21 protein-coding genes are annotated in these 17177 nt (G+C 74.9%); 11 read left to right on the top strand and 10 right to left on the bottom strand.

The window, feature by feature from the left end:
- Positions 1 to 37 precede the first annotated feature (37 nt).
- Positions 38 to 760, bottom strand: coding sequence for an aminoacyl-tRNA hydrolase (locus ACIRBX_RS15265; protein ID WP_402296835.1), 723 nt, complete (start codon positions 758 to 760; stop codon positions 38 to 40).
- A 73-nt stretch (positions 761 to 833) separates the two neighbouring features.
- Positions 834 to 1763, bottom strand: a complete 930-nt coding sequence (locus ACIRBX_RS15260) for a hypothetical protein (RefSeq protein ID WP_402296833.1) — start codon at positions 1761 to 1763, stop codon at positions 834 to 836.
- A 73-nt stretch (positions 1764 to 1836) separates the two neighbouring features.
- On the opposite strand from ACIRBX_RS15260, the gene ACIRBX_RS15255 reads away from it, so the two are divergent.
- Together ACIRBX_RS15255 and ACIRBX_RS15250 are read left to right on the top strand one after the other, a co-directional pair.
- Positions 1837 to 2208 (top strand): YbjQ family protein, encoded by a 372-nt coding sequence (locus tag ACIRBX_RS15255; protein WP_402296831.1) that lies wholly within the window; start codon positions 1837 to 1839, stop codon positions 2206 to 2208.
- A gap of 104 nt (positions 2209 to 2312) precedes the next feature.
- Positions 2313 to 3380 carry an NAD(P)-binding domain-containing protein gene (locus tag ACIRBX_RS15250; protein WP_402296829.1) on the top strand — a complete coding sequence of 356 codons (1068 nt, stop codon included), beginning with the start codon at positions 2313 to 2315 and terminating at the stop codon, positions 3378 to 3380.
- Between the two features lie 64 nt (positions 3381 to 3444).
- On the opposite strand, the gene ACIRBX_RS15245 is transcribed toward ACIRBX_RS15250, so the two are convergent.
- Entirely contained in the window at positions 3445 to 4098 is a 654-nt protein-coding gene (locus tag ACIRBX_RS15245) for a flavin reductase family protein (RefSeq protein ID WP_402296827.1), read from the bottom strand.
- Positions 4099 to 4166: 68 nt separating this feature from the next.
- Here ACIRBX_RS15245 and ACIRBX_RS15240 point away from each other — a divergent pair, with 68 nt between their 5' ends.
- Positions 4167 to 4889 (top strand): winged helix-turn-helix domain-containing protein, encoded by a 723-nt coding sequence (locus ACIRBX_RS15240; RefSeq protein ID WP_402296824.1) that lies wholly within the window; start codon positions 4167 to 4169, stop codon positions 4887 to 4889.
- Positions 4890 to 4962: 73 nt separating this feature from the next.
- On the opposite strand, the gene paaE is transcribed toward ACIRBX_RS15240, so the two are convergent.
- The 5 genes from paaE to paaA are packed head-to-tail and all read right to left on the bottom strand — an operon-like array spanning position 4963 to position 8722.
- A complete protein-coding gene (gene paaE / locus ACIRBX_RS15235) occupies positions 4963 to 6060 on the bottom strand; it encodes a 1,2-phenylacetyl-CoA epoxidase subunit PaaE (protein WP_402296822.1) in 1098 nt (365 codons plus the stop codon).
- A gap of 3 nt (positions 6061 to 6063) precedes the next feature.
- A complete protein-coding gene (gene paaD, locus ACIRBX_RS15230; protein WP_402296821.1) occupies positions 6064 to 6573 on the bottom strand; it encodes a 1,2-phenylacetyl-CoA epoxidase subunit PaaD in 510 nt (169 codons plus the stop codon).
- Positions 6567 to 7472 (bottom strand): 1,2-phenylacetyl-CoA epoxidase subunit PaaC, encoded by a 906-nt coding sequence (paaC, locus tag ACIRBX_RS15225; protein ID WP_402296820.1) that lies wholly within the window; start codon positions 7470 to 7472, stop codon positions 6567 to 6569. Before paaC ends, paaD begins: the two co-directional genes overlap by 7 nt.
- A 12-nt stretch (positions 7473 to 7484) precedes the next feature.
- Positions 7485 to 7772: a 1,2-phenylacetyl-CoA epoxidase subunit PaaB gene (gene paaB, locus ACIRBX_RS15220; RefSeq protein WP_396293947.1), complete on the bottom strand. Its 288-nt coding sequence runs from the start codon at positions 7770 to 7772 to the stop codon at positions 7485 to 7487.
- The gene (gene paaA, locus ACIRBX_RS15215; RefSeq protein ID WP_402296819.1) at positions 7769 to 8722 is read right to left on the bottom strand and encodes a 1,2-phenylacetyl-CoA epoxidase subunit PaaA; all 954 of its coding nucleotides are present in this window, start codon (positions 8720 to 8722) and stop codon (positions 7769 to 7771) included. Before paaA ends, paaB begins: the two co-directional genes overlap by 4 nt.
- A 270-nt stretch (positions 8723 to 8992) precedes the next feature.
- Between paaA and ACIRBX_RS15210 the strand changes: the two genes are divergently transcribed.
- The 3 genes from ACIRBX_RS15210 (at position 8993) to ACIRBX_RS15200 (ending at position 10906) form a co-directional block, all read left to right on the top strand.
- Complete coding sequence (locus tag ACIRBX_RS15210) at positions 8993 to 9559, top strand: YdeI family protein (RefSeq protein ID WP_402296817.1); 567 nt, start codon at positions 8993 to 8995, stop codon at positions 9557 to 9559.
- 93 nt (positions 9560 to 9652) lie between these two features.
- The gene (locus tag ACIRBX_RS15205; RefSeq protein WP_402296816.1) at positions 9653 to 10225 is read left to right on the top strand and encodes a DUF6461 domain-containing protein; all 573 of its coding nucleotides are present in this window, start codon (positions 9653 to 9655) and stop codon (positions 10223 to 10225) included.
- Positions 10226 to 10285: 60 nt separating this feature from the next.
- Complete coding sequence (locus ACIRBX_RS15200) at positions 10286 to 10906, top strand: DinB family protein (protein WP_402296814.1); 621 nt, start codon at positions 10286 to 10288, stop codon at positions 10904 to 10906.
- 51 nt (positions 10907 to 10957) lie between these two features.
- On the opposite strand, the gene ACIRBX_RS15195 is transcribed toward ACIRBX_RS15200, so the two are convergent.
- Positions 10958 to 12295 (bottom strand): M20/M25/M40 family metallo-hydrolase, encoded by a 1338-nt coding sequence (locus ACIRBX_RS15195; protein ID WP_402296813.1) that lies wholly within the window; start codon positions 12293 to 12295, stop codon positions 10958 to 10960.
- Positions 12296 to 12848: 553 nt separating this feature from the next.
- Here ACIRBX_RS15195 and ACIRBX_RS15190 point away from each other — a divergent pair.
- From ACIRBX_RS15190 to ACIRBX_RS15170, 5 genes are all read left to right on the top strand, one after another.
- Positions 12849 to 13157 carry a GNAT family N-acetyltransferase gene (locus ACIRBX_RS15190; RefSeq protein WP_402296811.1) on the top strand — a complete coding sequence of 103 codons (309 nt, stop codon included), beginning with the start codon at positions 12849 to 12851 and terminating at the stop codon, positions 13155 to 13157.
- Positions 13157 to 13549 (top strand): (4Fe-4S)-binding protein, encoded by a 393-nt coding sequence (locus ACIRBX_RS15185; RefSeq protein WP_402296809.1) that lies wholly within the window; start codon positions 13157 to 13159, stop codon positions 13547 to 13549. Before ACIRBX_RS15190 ends, ACIRBX_RS15185 begins: the two co-directional genes overlap by 1 nt.
- Positions 13550 to 13627: 78 nt before the next feature.
- Complete coding sequence (locus tag ACIRBX_RS15180; protein ID WP_402296807.1) at positions 13628 to 14635, top strand: aldo/keto reductase; 1008 nt, start codon at positions 13628 to 13630, stop codon at positions 14633 to 14635.
- A 44-nt stretch (positions 14636 to 14679) separates the two neighbouring features.
- Positions 14680 to 15267 carry a TetR family transcriptional regulator gene (locus ACIRBX_RS15175; RefSeq protein WP_402296806.1) on the top strand — a complete coding sequence of 196 codons (588 nt, stop codon included), beginning with the start codon at positions 14680 to 14682 and terminating at the stop codon, positions 15265 to 15267.
- Between the two features lie 177 nt (positions 15268 to 15444).
- A complete protein-coding gene (locus tag ACIRBX_RS15170) occupies positions 15445 to 16410 on the top strand; it encodes an ADP-ribosylglycohydrolase family protein (RefSeq protein WP_402297616.1) in 966 nt (321 codons plus the stop codon).
- Positions 16411 to 16481: 71 nt separating this feature from the next.
- Here the strand turns inward: ACIRBX_RS15170 and ACIRBX_RS15165 are convergent, their stop codons facing one another.
- A complete protein-coding gene (locus ACIRBX_RS15165; protein ID WP_402296805.1) occupies positions 16482 to 16748 on the bottom strand; it encodes a GlsB/YeaQ/YmgE family stress response membrane protein in 267 nt (88 codons plus the stop codon).
- Between the last annotated feature and the right edge of the window lie 429 nt (positions 16749 to 17177).

Below are 17177 nucleotides of genomic sequence, written 5' to 3'. Positions count from 1 at the left end.
AGCGGCCGCATCAGGCCCAGCCCGAGGGGGCACCCGGTCAGACGCGGAGCGCGGGGTGGTCGGCGACGACGGTGCAGGAGCCGGGGGCGATCTCGGTGAAGCCGGCGTCGCGGACCACCGGGAGGTGACCGGACGTCAGGTCGGGCCAGGCGTCCTTCGGGGCGGTGCGGACGATGAGGGGGAAGCCGGCCCCGGCCCAGGCCCTGCGTTCGGTGTCGTCCAGGCGCCACCAGGCGAGTTGGGCGGCGTGGCCGGTCTGGGCCATGGTCTTGCCCGCGCTCATCTCCAACTCGGGGTTGAGCCAGAGCACCGGGGCGCCGTCGGCGACCGGGGCGGGCTCCCGGCCCTCGGGGTCGTCGAGGTCGGTGCCGGAGACCTGGAGCTTGGCGAGGTCCTTGGGCCAGCCGTCCAGCGGGATCGGCGGGTAGACCCGGACCTCGGCCTGACGGCCCGTCACGGTGATGCCCGGCAGTTCGTTGGCCTTGCGCCACTCGCCGCCCCGGGCCCGCCGCACCACCTTCCGGATCCGCGCGTCCTCCCAGGCCGCCACGCGCTCGGCCCACTCCCCCTCGGGCTCGGTCACCCGGGGGTCCGCCAGCAGCGTCAGCACCGCCCGCGCCGAGGTCTCCAGGGCGTCCGTCCGGGCCGGCGGGTCGGCCTTCTCCAGCCGGACCACCAGGGGCAGCACGTACTGCGGCTGGGCGTCCCGGGGGTCCTCGGCGGCGGGCGTGCTGGGCGCGGTGAAGGGAGAGCTGGTCACCGGTCGAGCTTAGACGGGCCGGACGGCGGCCCGCTCACCCGCCGACCTCCCCGGCCGGTCGGCCGAGGGGACGTCAGCGGCGGTAGCCCCGGGTCGGGTCGCGTTCCTCGGCGTCCTCGTAGGTGAGGAACCAGCCCTCGGGGTGGGTGGCGGCGAGCAGGGCGTCGGTGCGCTCGGTGGCGTCCAGCTCGGGGTCGCCGTCGTCGGGGCCGAAGACGCCGAACAGCTCGTCCGCGCAGCCGTCCCAGTCGTAGTCGTAGAGATCGACGGGGAGCTCGCCCATCATGTCGGCCACCGCCTGCGGCTGGGCGCCGAGCAGTTCGCGGGCGTCCACCAGGGCCAGCCGGAGGGCCAGCTCCTCGGCCAGGCCGCGCGGCAGCGGCCACTCGCCGAGGGCCAGGTCGTCGGCGAGGTCGTCGAAGGCGCGGGCGAAGGCCCGGCGCCAGCTGCGGTGCAGCTGCCAGGTGCGCTGCGGGAGGCGGGCCAGCACCGCCCAGTCGGCCTCCTCCTCCTCGGTGACCGGGTCGTCCTCGTGCTCGTCCAGGTCGTCGTAGGCGGCGTCGGCCAGCGTGATGAGCTGGGTGTGGATCAGGCAGGCGGTGCGCGGGGTGAGGGTCCAGTCGCCGGTGCCGCCGCCCTCCTCCTCGTCCAGGTCGAGCGGGAAGAGCTCGGCGAAGTCCGGAGCGAAGTCGTCGGTGAGGGCGATCTCCAGGGTGCCGCCGATCGCCTCGATCCCGGGGATCGCGGCCACCAGCCGGTCCGGGTGGAGCAGGGCGCCGAGCGCCGCGTTGGCGTCCTCGGAGACCTCCGCCAGCAGCGCCCGGCGCTGGCCCTCCGGATCGATCCCGGTGAACTCCAACTGCTCGACCGCGGCCCGCGCGGCTCGGCGCAGCGCCTCACCGTCGGTGATCCGGATGCCGAGCACCACCGTCGCCTCGATCTCCTGCGCGCCGGAGTCAGCCGCCGCGCCCGGCCCCTGTGGATGATCGCTTCGCTCGCCCATGGGTCCAGGTTTACAGGCTGTGGTCGAGCGAGTCCACCTGCTTGGCGGGTCCCGGAGTTGCAGGATGGCAACCATGAGCAACCTCGAAGAGTTCGGCGGCGGGCAGGGCCCGGGCGCCGACGTACTGGTGGTCACGACCAACGACGTGCCGGGCTTCCGGGTGGAGCGGGTGATCGGCGAGGTCTTCGGCCTCACCGTGCGCAGCCGTCACATCGGCACCCAGATCGGCGCCTCCTTCAAGTCCATGCTGGGCGGGGAGTTGAAGGGTCTGACCAAGACCCTGGTGGAGTCCCGGAACCAGGCGATGGAGCGGCTGGTCGAGCAGACCAGGGCACGCGGCGGGAACGCGGTGCTGATGATGCGCTTCGACGTCACCGAGGCGGCCGACCTCGGCACCGAGATCTGCGCGTACGGGACGGCCGTGGTGATCTCGCCGGCGCAGTAGCCGAACGCGGGAGCCGGGAGCGCACGGGCCAGGAAGGCACGAGCCGGGAACACGGTCCACGTCCCCGATGTTTCACGACCGTGACTGTTTACGGTGCAACAACGGTGGACGTCGACGTCGTGGTGGTGGGCGCCGGGCAGGCGGGCCTGTCCGTCGCCTACCACCTGCGCCGACGCGGCTTCGCCCCGTACACCGGCTTCGTGGTGCTGGACGCGGATGCGGCCCCGGGCGGCGCCTGGGCGCACCGGGCCCCCTCGCTGCGGATGGCCACCGTGCACGGCTTCCACGACCTGCCCGACTTCGAGCTGCCGGAGCCGGACCCCGAGGCCCCGGCCCGCGAGGTCGTGCCCGGGTACTTCGCCGCGTACGAGGCGCGGCACGCGCTGCCGGTGGTCCGGCCGGTCCGGGTCTCCTCGGTGGAGTCGCTGCCGGACGGGCGGCTGCTGGTCAGCGCCGACACCGGGCAGTGGCGGGCCCGGGCGCTGGTGAACGCGACCGGCACCTGGACCAGGCCCTTCCTGCCCTTCTACCCCGGGCACTTCACGGGCCGTCAGCTGCACTACGCGGACTACCGGGGGCCCGAGGAGTTCACGGGCCGGCGGGTGCTGGTGGTCGGCGGCGGCGCGTCGGCGATCCAGGTGCTCTCGGAGGTCGCGGCCGTCGGCGAGACGGTCTGGGTGACGCGGCGTGAGCCGGAGTACCGGGACGGGCCGTTCACCCCCGAGTCGGGCCGGGCCGCCGTGGCGCTGGTCGAGCAGCGGGTCCGGGAGGGCCTGCCGGTGCGCAGCGTGGTGAGCGTGACCGGCCTCGGCCCTTCGGTCGCCTACCGGCGGGCCGAGGAGCTGGGCGCCCTGCACCGCCGTCCGATGTTCGACCGGCTGACCGAGCACGGGGTGGCCTGGGACGGGCACGAGGAGCCCTTCGACGCGATCGTCTGGGCCACCGGCTTCCGCCCGGAGACCGCCCACCTCGCCCCGCTGCACCTGCGCACCCCGGCCGGCGGCATCCGCCTCACCGGCACCCGCGCCACCGACGACCCCCGGATCCACCTGGTCGGCTACGGCCCGTCCGCCTCCACCGTCGGCGCCAACCGGGCCGGCCGCGCCGCCGCCAACGAGATCGCCACCCTGCTCGGCATGCCTGCCGGGGCCACCGCCCCGACCGCCCGCTGACCGGCCGGTCGCGGCCCTACTTCGGCCGCCCCTCGGCCCGTACGTCCACCGGCTTCGAGTTCGGTCAGTGGGTCTGCCGGGGTGTCCGGGAGCGGAAGCTGTGGCCGAGCTCAGGGCCCAGTCCGTAGTAGTGACGGAAGTTGTAGATCAGCGGGCTCCACGTGGCCGGGTCGACGTGCTGGGAGCCGGGGACGACGATGCGCGGATCGGCGTGGACCTTGAGCACGTGCGCTTCGACGATGAGGAACTCCCCGGAGGCGTCGGGTCGGACCCGGGCTGCGCGGGCCTCCAGCTGGAGGGGACATTCGGCGGCCCTGGGCGGCCGGACCAGCTCGGAGGGTTCGGGTCGCAGGCCGGCCGCGGCGAACTTGTCCGGTTCGAAACGGAAGGTGTCGCGCTTGTCCTCGGGGACCGGGGTGCGTCCGGTCAGCGGCGCCAGCCGCTCCACCGCCGGCCACTGGGCGGGCCCGGGGAGGTTGATCACGAGATCGGGTCGGGTGCGGAGATTGTGCGCGGTCTGTCCCCCGGGGCCCAGACCGAGGACGATGACGTGACCGAGTGCCCAGGCCGAGGACATCGGCGCGAGGTTGAAGGAGCCGTCCTCGTTCTCCGTCGAGAGCAGGACGACCGGCGTGCCGAAGTACAGGATGCTCGGCTCGATGGTCACGTGGGCGGCCGACGTGGTGCCGGGCGTGGTGCTGCGTGTGGCGGTGTTCATGGGGGTCGACCGTAGGGTGGGGACGCTTCGGCCAGCACCGAAGGATCGCCGGTGGATGATGGACGGCGATGAGAAACCATGACGCGCACCCGGAGGGCCCGGACCTCGCCGCGCTGGCCGGGCTCCTGGCGGACGGCACCCGCGCGAGCTTCTGTCTGGCCCTCCTGGACGGCCGGGCGTGGACCGCGACCGAGCTGGCACGCCATGCCGGGGTGGCCGCCTCGACGGCCACCGAGCACCTGAACCTCCTGGTCGGCGGAGGACTGCTCGTCCAGGAGCGTCAGGGACGCCACCGCTACGTGCGCCTCGCCGGTCCCGAGACGGCCCGACTGATCGAGACCCTCGCCTCGATGGCGCCCCGTCGCGCCGATCGGCCCCGTTCGCTGCCCGCCGTCAACCGGAGCCGCGCACTGGCCCGCGCCCGTACCTGCTACGACCACCTCGCGGGCGCCCTCGGGGTCGCGATCACCGAGGCGATGGCCGACCGGGGGCTGCTGGACCGGGAGCAGGGGCTGACACTCACCGGCGACGGCGTCGCCTGGCTGGCCGGTCTCGGCATCGCGCTACCGCCCACCACCCGGCGTCCGCCCGTCCGCGCGTGCCTGGACTGGACCGAACGCCGCCCCCACCTGGCCGGTGCCGTCGGTGCCGCCCTGTGCCGCCACGCCTTCGACGCCGGCTGGATCACTCGGATCGGCACCGGCCGCGCCGTCGCCCTCACCGAGATCGGCCGGCGTGCGCTTCAGGACCACCTCGGCCTGTCCGACGGGACCGGCACTCCGGTCGGCTGAACACCGCTCCCGCCCGGTCGGCCCGCGCCGCACACCCTGTCGCCGCACCCTCCTGCGTCACCGGGACACGCTCCTAGCGGTCGAAGTCGACCGTGACCTTGTCGGAGACCGGGCGGGCCTGGCAGGTCAGCACGTAGCCGGCCGCCAGCTCCTTCTCCTCCAGGGCGAAGTTGCGCCGCATGGTGGTCTCGCCCTCGGTGACCAGGGCGCGGCAGGTGCCGCAGACACCGCCCTTGCAGGCGAACGGCAGGTCGGGGCGGGCGCGCTGGGCGCCGTCCAGGATGGAGCGGTCGCGCGGGAGGGCGAGGGTGCCGGAGCGGCCGTCCAGGATCACCGTGACCTCGGCGGCGTCGGTGTCGACGGGCTCCTCGGCCCGCTCGTGCTCGACGGGCTCCTCGTCCTCGGCGTGGAACAGCTCCTGGTGCACCCGCTCCGCCGGCACGCCCAGCTCGTGCAGCAGCTCCTTCGCGCCGAGCACCATGCCGTACGGGCCGCAGAGCCACCAGTGGTCCACCTCGGGCGCGTCCACCAGCGCCGCCAGCAGCGCCCGCACCCGCTCCGGGTCGAGCCGGCCGCTGAGCAGCTCGGCGTCCCGGCTCTCCCGGGAGAGCACGTGCAGCAGCTGGAAGCGGCCGAGGTGACGGTCCTTCAGGTCGGCCAGCTCGTCGGCGAACATCACCGTGTCGCTGCGCCGGTTCCCGTACACCAGCACCACCTTCGAGACGCCGTCGGCCAGCACCGAGGCGGCGATCGAGAGCATCGGGGTGATGCCGGAGCCGGCCGCCAGCAGCAGGTGGGTGCCGGGCACCGACAGGTCAGGGGTGAAGAGGCCGACCGGCGGCAGCACCTCCACCTCGGTGCCGGCCACCGCCTCCCGGACCAGCCAGCGGGAGAACAGCCCGCCCGGCACCTCGCGGACCGCGATCCGCAGCCGGCCCCCGGCCGGGGCACAGATCGAGTACGAGCGCCGCTCGTCCACCCCGTCCACGATCCGACGCAGCGTCAGGGTCTGGCCGGGACGGAAGGCGTACTCCTCGGCGAGCTCCGGCGGCACCTCGAAGGTGACCGCGACGGCGTCCTCGCAGAGCGGCTCCAGCTCGGCGATCCGCAGCGGGTGGAAGGCGAGCCGGCGCGGGGCGGAGGCGGAGGGCGACGGGGCGGTGGTGGTCACGGGTCAGATCTCCTTGATCCGTTCGAAGGGCTCCCGGCACTCCCGGCAGCGCCAGAGCGCCTTGCAGGAGGTGGAGCCGAAGCGGGACAGCTCCTCCGTCTCCCGGGAGCCGCACTGCGGGCAGACCACCGCGAGCCTGGTCCGGCCGAGGGTGAGCAGCCCGGGGGACGAGGCGGCGGCGTGCGGCGGGGCGATCCCGGCGGCGGCCAGCTTGGCCCGGCCGGCCTCGGTGATCAGGTCGGTGGACCACGGCGGGTCCAGCCGCAGCCGGACGTCCACCTCGCGGTACCCGGCGGCCCGCAGCCGGCCCGCCAGGTCGGCGGCCATCTCGGCCACCGCCGGGCAGCCGGAGTAGGTCGGGGTGAGCCAGGCGGTGACGGCGTCGCCCTGCTGCTCGACGGCGGCGAGGACGCCGAGATCGGCCAGGGTGAGCATCGGCAGCTCCGGGTCGGGCACCTCGGCGGCCACCTCCAGCGCCGGGCGCAGCGCGGCGCGCGGGGCGGCGGTCACCACGTCGCCCCCGGGTGGGCCCGGGCCACCACCTGGAGCTCGGCCAGCAGCAACCCGAGCGCCTCGGTGTGCACCCCGTCCCGCCCGGCCCGGCCACCGACCCGGGCCATCGGCGCGGCCTCCGGCAGCTCCAGCCCGGCCTCGGCCAGCACCTCGGCCAGGGTGGCGAGCACCGGCTCGCGCAGCCCGGCCACGTCCACCCCGAGGCTCAGCTCGACCTGATGGGGCGTGAACAGCTCGTCCAGCAGCGGCCAGACCGCCGCCAGCCCGGCCCGCATCCGCTCGGCCGAGTACGCGGTGCCGTCGCCGAGCCGCAGCGTCCAGGAGGCGGCGTACTCGCGGTGGTAGGCCAGCTCCTTGACGCCCCGGGCGGCGACCGCGGACAGCACCGGGTCGGCGTGGCCGGCCAGCCGCTCGTACAGCGCGTGGCGGGCGGTGGAGAACAGCAGCAGCCGGGCGACGGTGTGCGCGAAGTCGCCGTTGGGCACCTCGACCAGGCGGACGTTGCGGAACTCGTGGTCCTCGCGCCAGTACGCCAGGTCGTCCTCGGTCCGCCCGGTGCCGTCCACCTGGCCGGCCCGGGTGAGCAGCTGCCGGGCCTGGCCGAGCAGGTCGAGGCCGAGGTTGGCCAGCGCCACCTCCTCCTCCAGCTCGGGGGCCCGGGTGCACCACTCGATCAGCCGCTGGGCCAGCACCAGCGCGTCGTCCCCGAGCATCAGGCAGTACGCGGCCAGCGCGGCCGGGTCCACCCCGGCCGGGACGGCCCGGTCCACCCCGAGCAGCGGGTCGGCGAAGCCGGTGCCGTACGCCCAGCGGGCCTCGCCCTCCGGGCCGGCCCCGGCCTCGGCGAGGCTCATGTACACGTGGTCGTGGACGTCGTGGTGGTCGTGGTCGTCGCTCATGCTGTTCCCCCGTCAGATGTGCGGGACATCCTCGGGGATGTCGTAGAAGGTCGGGTGGCGGTAGACCTTGTCCCCGCTGGGGGCGAAGAACGGGTCCTGCTCGTCCGGGGTGGAGGCGGTGATCGCACCGGACGGCACCACCCAGAGGCTGACGCCTTCGTTCCGCCGGGTGTAGAGGTCGCGGGCGGCGAGCAGCGCCATCCGGTCGTCGGCGGCGTGCAGAGAGCCGACGTGCACGTGGTTCAGCCCCCGCCGGGGGCGGACGAACACCTCGTACAGCGGCCAGTCGGCCTTGCTCATGCCTCGTTCTCCTTCTGCCTCTGCTTGGCCGCGTGGGCCAGGGCGGCCTCGCGGACCCAGGCCCCGTCCTCGTGGGCGGCCCGACGGCGCTCGACGCGCTGCGCGTTGCACGGGCCCTGACCCTTGATCACCTGCTGGAGCTCGGACCAGTCCGGCTCGCCGAAGTCCCAGCCGCCGCGCTCCTCGTTCCAGGCCAGCGCCGGGTCCGGGAGGGTGACGCCGAGGTGCTGCGCCTGGGGCACCGTCATGTCGACGAAGCGCTGGCGGAGTTCGTCGTTGGTGTGCCGCTTGATCCGCCAGGCCATGGACTGCGCGGTGTTCGGCGAATCGCCGTCCGGCGGGCCGAACATCATCAGCGACGGCCACCACCAGCGGTCCACCGCGTCCTGCACCATCGCCCGCTGGCCCTCGGTGCCGCGCATCAGCGTCATCAGCAGCTCGTAGCCCTGCCGCTGGTGGAACGACTCCTCCTTGCAGACCCGCACCATCGCCCGGGCGTACGGCCCGTAGCTGCACCGGCAGAGCGGCACCTGGTTGCAGATCGCCGCGCCGTCCACCAGCCAGCCGATCACGCCCACGTCGGCGAAGGTCAGCGTCGGGTAGTTGAAGATCGAGCTGTACTTCTGCCGCCCGCTGATCAGCTTCTCGGTCAGCTCGGCCCGGTCCACCCCGAGGGTCTCGGCCGCCGCGTACAGGTACAGCCCGTGCCCGGCCTCGTCCTGCGCCTTGGCCAGCAGGATCGCCTTCCGGCGCAGCGAGGGGGCCCTGGTCAGCCAGTTCCCCTCGGGCTGCATGCCGATGATCTCGGAGTGCGCGTGCTGCGCGATCTGCCGCACCAGCGTCGCCCGGTACGCCTCCGGCATCCAGTCCCGGGGCTCCACCCGCTGGTCCGCCGCCACCACGGCCTCGAACCGCGCCGCCAACGCCTCGCCCGTATCGGCCACCGTCACCGCAACCCACCTCCCGACTGACCGTTCGGTCGGTACCAGTGTGCAGCCCGGACGCCTCCCCTGACAAGGGCGGCATGCCGCAGCCGCACGCCCCGCTGTCGGTGCCGCCCGCTAGGGTGCCGGGCACCGGCCGGACGGAGCGCCCTCGGGGCTCGCGGCGACGGGGGGTGGGGGCAGTCCCGGCTTCGGCTCGGACTCCGTCTTCACCGCGACCCACCCCCCGCACCTCTGCTCCGACGGAGCGTCAGCCCTCGCCGCTAGCCTGGGGGGATGGAGCAGCTGGACGGGGTCGAGGTCATCGCGTTCGCGGACGGGGCGGCGTACGAGGGGTGGCTGGCGGAGCACCACGGGCGCGCGGCCGGGGTGTGGGTGAAGGTGGCGAAGAAGGGAGCCGGGGTCCCTTCGGTGACCGAGGACGAACTGGTCGACGGCGGGCTGTGCTGGGGGTGGGTGTCCGGGCAGCGGCGGTCGCTGGACGGGCAGTGGTACCTCCAGCGGTACGTGCCCCGGCGCCCGCGCAGCCTCTGGTCGCAGGTGAACGTGGACAAGGTCGCCGAGCTGACCGCCGCCGGCCGGATGCGCGAGCCGGGCCTGGCGGAGGTGCGGCGGGCGCAGCAGGACGGCCGCTGGGCGGGCGCGTACGCCCCGGCCAGTACGGCCGCCGTGCCGCCGGAGCTGGCGGCGGCACTGGCCGCCGACCCGGTGGCGTCGGCCGCGTTCGAGGCACTGGACCGGACGGCGCGGTACCAGCTGATGCTGCCGCTGCTCCAGGCGCTCACGCCGAAGAGCAGGCAGTCCCGGCTGGAGCGGGCCCTGCGGCAGCTGGGCGGGGGCTGACCAGAGGCCGACCGGGGACCGACCGGGGCGGGCTGTCGGACCGGCCTGTCATGCTCGGCTCTCCGGTGGGCGACGGACGAGGGGGCGGTGCGCATGAGCGGTCTGCGGTGGCTGGTGGAGAGTGACCTGTCGGGGTTCAGCCTGGTGTTCGGCCACGGGCTGACGGCACCTCAGCTGCTCTCCCGGATGGGCGCTTACTCCGGCACGCTCGCCCTCCGCGACGAGGAGACCTTCTTCGAGGACTTCGAGGAGGAGCTCCACGACCCCGACGGCCACGTGGTGACCGCCGGGCGGTACGGCGAGTGGGCCTGGGCGTGGGAGCACTACGGCCCGCGCCGCTGGGGGAACGAGGAGGCGCTCGCCGCGGTGTCGGTGGGCACCGCCGCCCTGGTCCTGACCTCGAACGCCAAGGCCCACCGGACCTTCCGGTACGCCGAGGACGGCCGGCGGCTGGCCTGCGCGGACAATCTCGACCTCGACGCGGGCACCGACCTCGACCACTTCCGGACCGAGCTGCTCGCCCTGGGCGTCGACCCTGACCGGCCGGAGGACGGACCGGTCAGCGGCCTGAGCCTGGCGGTACGGCTCGCCGAGGGCCTCGGCATCGACCTGCCGCCGGACGGCCCTCCCGTGTGGGAGGGCTGGAGCGCGCGGCTGCGGCCCTGAGCCGGCCGGGCCGGGAAATCCGGTCGCGGACGGAGCACCTGCCGTGCCAGGGTGCGCCGCATGACGATCCCTCAGCGCCTCGCGCCCCTGCTCGCCCAGTACGACTTCGCCCGCCGGCGGCTCACCGACCGGATGGCCGGGCCGACGGTGAACAGCGGGAACGGGCTGGACGTCGCGGTGGTCACCATGACCGACGAGGAGTACCGCTGGGAGCCGGTGCCGGGCTGCTGGTCGGTGCGGCGGTGGGCGGACGGGCCGGGCGAGGCGGCCGGCTTCCTGGTCGGGCACCGGGGCGAGTGGGGGCGGGATTCGGCGCCCTGGCCGCATCCGGAGCCGGCGCCGTTCACCACCCTGGCCTGGCGGCTGTGCCACCTGACCGAGATGCTGTGGCTGCGCTCCGACCACACCGACGGCACCCGCGCGCTGGACCGCGACGACCTGCCGGTGCCGGGCACGGCGGCGGAGGCGGTGGCCGACTTCGAGGCGGCCGCGACGGCCTGGCGGAAGACCGTGCTCGCGGGCGGCGAGGCCGCACTGGACACCGTCGGGTACTGCACCTTCCCGTACGGCGGGGACGCCGAGGAGCCGTTCGTCGAGATCGTCTGGTGGGTGAACCAGGAGCTGCTGCACCACGGCGCCGAGATCGCCCTGCTCCGCGACCTCTACCGGGCGCGGCACTGACGCACCCCTCAGGGCCCACCGGGACGGTACCCGGCGGGCCCTGAGGGACGGTCAGCCGCGCAGCCGGGGCAGCGGGACGGCCAGCAGGGCGGCCAGCAGGGCGATCCTGGGGGCCAGCAGGTCGGTGCGGATGTGCTCGTGCCGGGCGTGCGGTCCGGCGCCGACCGCGCCGAGGCCGTCCAGGGTGGGCAGGCCCCGGGCGCCGGCCGCGTTGGTGTCGCCCGCGCCGCCGGCCGGGGCGCCGTCCAGCTGCTGCCCGAGGGCGGCGGCCAGCGAGCGGACGTGCCGCAGCAGCGGGTCCCCGCTGCGCACCGGCCAGGTCGGGCGGCTGGAGACCACCTCGGCCCGGACCTTGGCGCCGGGCCGCAGCGGGGTGAGCCGGGCCAGGGTGTCCAGGGTGCGGCTCTGCGCCTCGGCGGTGGCGAACCGCAGGCCGAGCTCGGCCTCGGCCCGGCCGGCCACCACGTTGGCCCGGGTGCCGCCGAGGATGCGGCCCGCGTTGAGCTCGGCGTCGGGGTGGCAGATCAGGCCGCGGACGGCGACCAGCTGGTCCACCAGCTCGTCCACGGCCGAGACGCCGAGGGCGGCGTCGTTGCCCGCGTGCGACTCCTTGCCGGTGACGGTCAGCCGGACCCGGCTGCTGCCCCGGCGGGCGGTCTTCAGCCGGCCGTCGGGGTGCGGCGGCTCCAGGCCCAGTACGGCGGCGGCACCGCTGAGCTGACGCTCGACCAGGCGGCGGCCGTCCGGGCTGCCGAGCTCCTCGTCGGAGACCACCACCAGCCGCACCGGGCGGTGCGGGCGCTGGCCGAGGTCGGCCAGCAGCGCCAACGCGCCCTCGACCAGGGCGAGCCCGCCCTTCATGTCGAGCACGCCGGGGCCGGTCAGCACCCCGTCCTCCTCCTCGACCGGCCAGTCGGCCAGCGTGCCGGCCGGCCAGACGGTGTCGTGGTGGCCGACCACCAGCACCGGGGCGAGGTCCTCGCGCCGCCCGGGCCAGTCCAGCACCAGGTGGTCCCCGGCCTCGTTCGGCACCCGGCGCACGGTGGCCCCGGTGGCGGCGTACCCGGCGGCCAACTCCTCGGCCAGTTGGTTGAGTCGGACGGTGTCGCCGGTCGGCGACTCCATCCGGGCCAGCTCGGCGATCCGGCGCCGGACCGGACCGGCCAGCGTGCCGGCCCGGGAGCGGAGGGCGGCCGGCAGGCCGGGCAGCGCCCCGGTGTCGGCCCCCTCGGCCGGGCGGCCCTCGGCGGGGTCGGCCTCGGCGGGGCGGAGGTCGGTCGGGCGCTCCCCGGTCGGGCGGTCTCCGGTCGGGCGGTCTCCGGTCGGGCGGTCGAGGACCAGGTCGAGGTCCAGATCGGGCAGTTGGCCGGGGGCGGACTGGGTGGTCATCGTTCGCCTCCCCGACCGCCGCCGGTACTCGACGCCTGACCCGGCGTCGGGTGCAGCCGGCGTGGCGGGTGGGCGGCCCCGGCGCGCACGGCGCCTTCGGGGCAGGGCAGGTGGAGCGGCCTCGGGCTGGGCAACACTGCGTCCTCCTCGCTCGGTCCGGTGACCCCGGCTCGGCCCGGGGCCCGTGGACGGCGGCTCCCGCGTGCGGGTGCGAACGGGCACCGGCACGGGGGAAGTCGCGAGGCGAGCCTAGAAGATTCGTTCGTTTCCCTGCGAGTGGCCCGGCGCTCCCCGCACCGGCGGCAGGCCGGAGCCAGCCGTCTTCCGGGGCGCTCCCGGCCCGGATCGGCCGGGGCCGCGCTCCCCTCCACCATGGACCCGGAACCCGTCGGACGCGCCGCGAACCGCGCCTTCCAGGGGCCGATCCACGCCTGACGGGTGACGGAGGGTCAGCCACTGGTACCAGTGCGGCCCCCTGGGGCCACCGGGCACCTAGGGTGGGTTTCGTCCCGATTTGACCACCCGTCACCCGGGCCCGACCAAGGGATCGACAATGTCAGAAGCAGTCCAGGTACATGACGTGGAGATGAACGGCCGGTTCGAGGCCACCCTGGCCGGACAGCCGGTCGGCTTCGCCGAGTACATCCGCAACGACCGCCTGGTGGTCTACCCGCACACCGTGGTGGACCAGGGCCACGAGGGGCAGGGCATCGGCGGACTGCTGGCCCGGACCGCCCTGGACGACGCGCGCCGGCGCGGGCTGCCGATCCTGGCCACCTGCCCGTTCATCAAGGCCTGGATGATCGCGCACCCGGAGTACGCCGACCTGGCCTACGAGAACCGCAGCCGGGTGAGCGACTGATGGCCCCCGCGAAGGAGTACCGCGCCGACGGCGTCTCCGTCAGCTTCGACCCGGCACTCTGTCGGCACGCCGCCGAGTGCGTGCGCGGACTCCCCGAGGTCTTCGACACCGGCCGACGGCCGTGGATCTCCCCGGGCGAGGCCGCTCCGGAGACGGTCGCCGAGGTGGTCCGTCGCTGCCCGACCGGCGCACTGACCTACCTGCTCACCCCCGGCGGCCCGGAGGCCCCGGACCGCCCGACCACCGTGACCGCCGCCGGGGACGGCCGCCTGCTACTGCGCGGCGACCTCCGGATCGACGGCCGGACGGCGACCCGGGCCATGCTCTGCGGCTGCGGCCGGACCGCCGGGCCACCGTACTGCGACCGGGCCGGGAGCTGTGGGGACGAGTAGTGGATGACAGATATTGAAATCTGTCATCCCTCATGCCATAGTTGACGTCAGTTGCCCCTGCCACCCCCGGAGCCCCTGATGACCAGCACCACCCCCCGCACCCGCCTCGGCGCCACCGGCCCCGAGACCTCCGCCCTCGGCCTCGGCCTGATGGGCATGTCCGACCTCTACGGCCCGGCCGACGAGGCCGAGTCGATCGCCACCGTGCACGCCGCGCTGGACGCCGGCGTGACCCTGATGGACACCGGCGACTTCTACGGCATGGGCCACAACGAGCTGCTGCTGCACGAGGCCCTGCGCGGCCGGGACCGCGAGTCCGTCCAGATCAGCGTCAAGTTCGGCGCCCAGCGCGGCCCGGACGGCAGCTGGCTCGGCTACGCCGCCGACCCGGCCGCCACCAAGACCGCGCTCGCCTACACGCTGCGCCGCCTGCGCACCGACCACGTCGACGTCTACCGCCCGGCCCGACTGGACCCGGCCGTGCCGATCGAGGAGACCGTCGGCGCCATCGCCGAGCTGGTGAAGGCCGGGTACGTCCGGCACATCGGCCTCTCCGAGGTCGGCGCCGAGAACCTGCGCCGGGCCGCCGCCGTGCACCCGATCAGCGACCTGCAGATCGAGTACTCGCTGCTCTCCCGCGGCATCGAGCCCGAAATCCTGCCCGCCGCCCGCGAGTTGGGCATCGGCGTGACCGCCTACGGCGTGCTGTCGCGCGGCCTGCTCAGCGGCCACTGGAGGGGCGACCGGGCGGTCGCCGCCACCGACTTCCGCGGCTTCAGCCCGCGCTTCCAGGGCGAGAACCTCACCCACAACCTCGGCCTGGTCGAGCAGCTGCGCGCCATCGCCGAGGCCAAGGGCGCCACCGTGGCCCAGGTCGCGATCGCCTGGGTGGCCTCCCGGGGCGCGGACGTCGTCCCGCTGATCGGCGCCCGTCGCCGTGACCGGCTGGCCGAGGCGCTCGGCGCCCGGCAGGTGGAGCTGACCGAAGCCGACCTGGCCGCCATCGAGGCGGCCGTCCCGGCCGGGTCGGCCGCCGGGGACAGGTACGCTGCGGCACAGATGGCCCACCTGGACAGCGAGCACTGACCCGCTGCCCGGCCGAGCCGGCGTCACCCGAGCAGAGGAAGACCGTGACCAGCGACAGCGCCGCCCTGACCTCCGAGCAGATCCTCCGCGCCGCCGAGGACGTGCTGCGGCGGTACGGGCCCGCCAAGGCCACGGTGGTGGACATCGCCCGCGCCCTCGGGGTGAGCCACGGCAGCGTCTACCGGCACTTCCCGAGCAAGGCCGCGCTGCGCGAGGCGGTCACCCAGCGCTGGCTGGACCAGGCCCACCACGAGCTGGCGGCGATCACCGCCGATCCGGGCCCGGCCGCCGAGCGGCTGCACCGCTGGCTGGCCACGCTGTTCGCCGCCAAGCGGCGCAAGGCGACCGACGACCCGGAGCTGTTCGCCACCTACCTCACGCTGGTCGGCGAGCTCTCCAGCACGGTGGACGAGCACGTCGGCACGCTGGCCGCGCAGATCGCGGTGATCCTGGCGGACGGCGTCCGGACCGGCGAGTTCCGCCCGATGGACACCGACGCCACCGCCCGCGCGGTCTTCCAGGCCACCGCCCACTTCCACGACCCGGCGCACGCGGCCGAGTGGTCCGACCCGCGCTGCGAGGCCGACTTCGAGGCGGTCTGGGCGCTGGTGCTCTCCGGCCTGGCGGCCTGACGGGTCGGCAGCAAGCCAGCGGCACAACCGCACGCGAGCGCAGCAAGCCAGCGGGGCGGCGCCCTCCCACCTGACGGGTCGTCGGGGGGATAACCGGTGGCCCGGCAGGTACGCCGGCCGGAAGGATGGAGGCTCCGAACGAGCCCGATCCGAGCCGAGGAGAGCCGAGCCGTGCCCATCGTCGTCACCCCGCCGCAGAGTCTCGAGAGCCTGCACGGACTGGCTCTCGGCGACGCCTTCGGCGACCGCTGGTTCCAGGTCTCGACCGACGAGGCCCCCGTCGAGCTGACGGCCCGTCGGCCGAGGCCGGGCCCGTGGCACTGGACCGACGACACCGCGATGGCGTACGTGCTGTACCAGCACCTCGCCCGCCACGACGAGGTGGTGCCCGACGTCCTGGCGGCCGACTTCGCCGCCGAGTACACCGCCCACCCCGGGCGGAAGTACGGCGCCTCCATGCACCAGGTGCTCCGGCGGATCCAGGACGGCGAGGACTGGCGGTCCGTCACCTCGGGGATGTTCGAGGGCCAGGGGTCCTGGGGCAACGGCGCCGCGATGCGGGTCGCGCCGCTGGGCGCCTGGTTCGCCGCCGACCTGGCGGAGGTGGTGGAGCAGGCCCGGCTCTCCGCGCTGGTGACCCACTTCCACCCGGAGGCGGTGGCCGGGGCGATCGCCGTCGCGGTGGCGGCGGCCCTGGCCGCGCGCGGCCGGGGCGGGCCGGCGCCGGAGCGGTCGGCCTTCCTCGCCGAGGTCGCGGACCACCTGCCCGAGAGCGACGTGCGCTCCGGCCTACGGACCGCCGCCCGCCTCCCGGCCGGGACCTCGGTGCGGCACGCCTCGGTGGTGCTGGGCTCGGGGCTGCTGATGTCCGGGCCGGACACCGTGCCGTTCGCCCTCTGGGCCGCGGCCGGCTCGCTCGACTCCCTGCCGGAGGCGATCTGGCGGACCCTGGAGGGCTGGGGCGACATGGACACCACCTGTGCGATCGCCGCCGGGGTGGTGGCCGCCCGGACCGGCCTGCGCGGCGTCCCGGTGGGCTGGTGGCTGGCCCGTGAGCAGTTGCCGCCGCTGCACCGGTACGCGCCGCCGGTGTTCGCGGAGATCGACCCCTTCCTCTACGACCTGGGACCGTACCGGAAGTGACGCCCCCTCACGACGCCGCACCCCGCCCCCGGAGCTCCCGGGGCGGGGTGCGGCGTCCGGCTGACGTCCGGTCAGTCCCGGGAGTTGCCGAACAGGATGCGGTAGGCGACCAGCAGCACGAACGCGCCGGCTATCGCGGCGATCCAGGTCGCCGGGTCGTAGAAGCTGGTGGTCACCGGCCGGTCCAGCACGGTGCTGGAGAGCCAGCCGCCGACGAAGGAGCCGGCGATGCCGATCAGCGTGGTGACGACGATGCCTCCCGGGTCGCGCCCCGGGAGGATGAACTTGGCGATGGCCCCGGCCACCAGGCCGAGGATGATCCAACTGATGAAACCCATGGTGTGCTCCTGCCCTTCCCCGTCCCCGCCCAAGCACCGGCGGTCCCGTGGGGAAGGACGCGCCGGATGCCCGGCGGGTTCCCGGTCCTGAGCGGGCGTCAGCCCGCCCTGGACTCCGGAGCCGCCGACCGTCCGGCACCGCCGATCCACCACTGCCGGTCCACTGCCGGTCCACCACCTCGGCCGGGCGACCTGACAGCGTCCGGGCCGTCCGCCGCCGCTCTCATCAGGCGGGACGTGCTTGACTCCGCCGCCGCCCGCCGTCAGGATCACTCCCATGGATACCGGCGCCACCCTGGTCTGCCGCCTGCACGTCGATCTGCGACGCCAGGCGAGCGACATGTGTGCCTGCTGACGCGTTCCGCCTCCGGCGCGTCGCCCCTTCCCGCCCTGTGACCTCCGCCAGGGCCGCGTACCCCCGGGCCTGAC

The organism is Kitasatospora sp. NPDC096147 (assembly GCF_044763225.1).
Taxonomy (GTDB): domain Bacteria; phylum Actinomycetota; class Actinomycetes; order Streptomycetales; family Streptomycetaceae; genus Kitasatospora.
The sequence above is the reverse complement of the archived record's forward strand: the minus strand, read 5'-3'. Positions and strand labels throughout refer to the sequence as shown.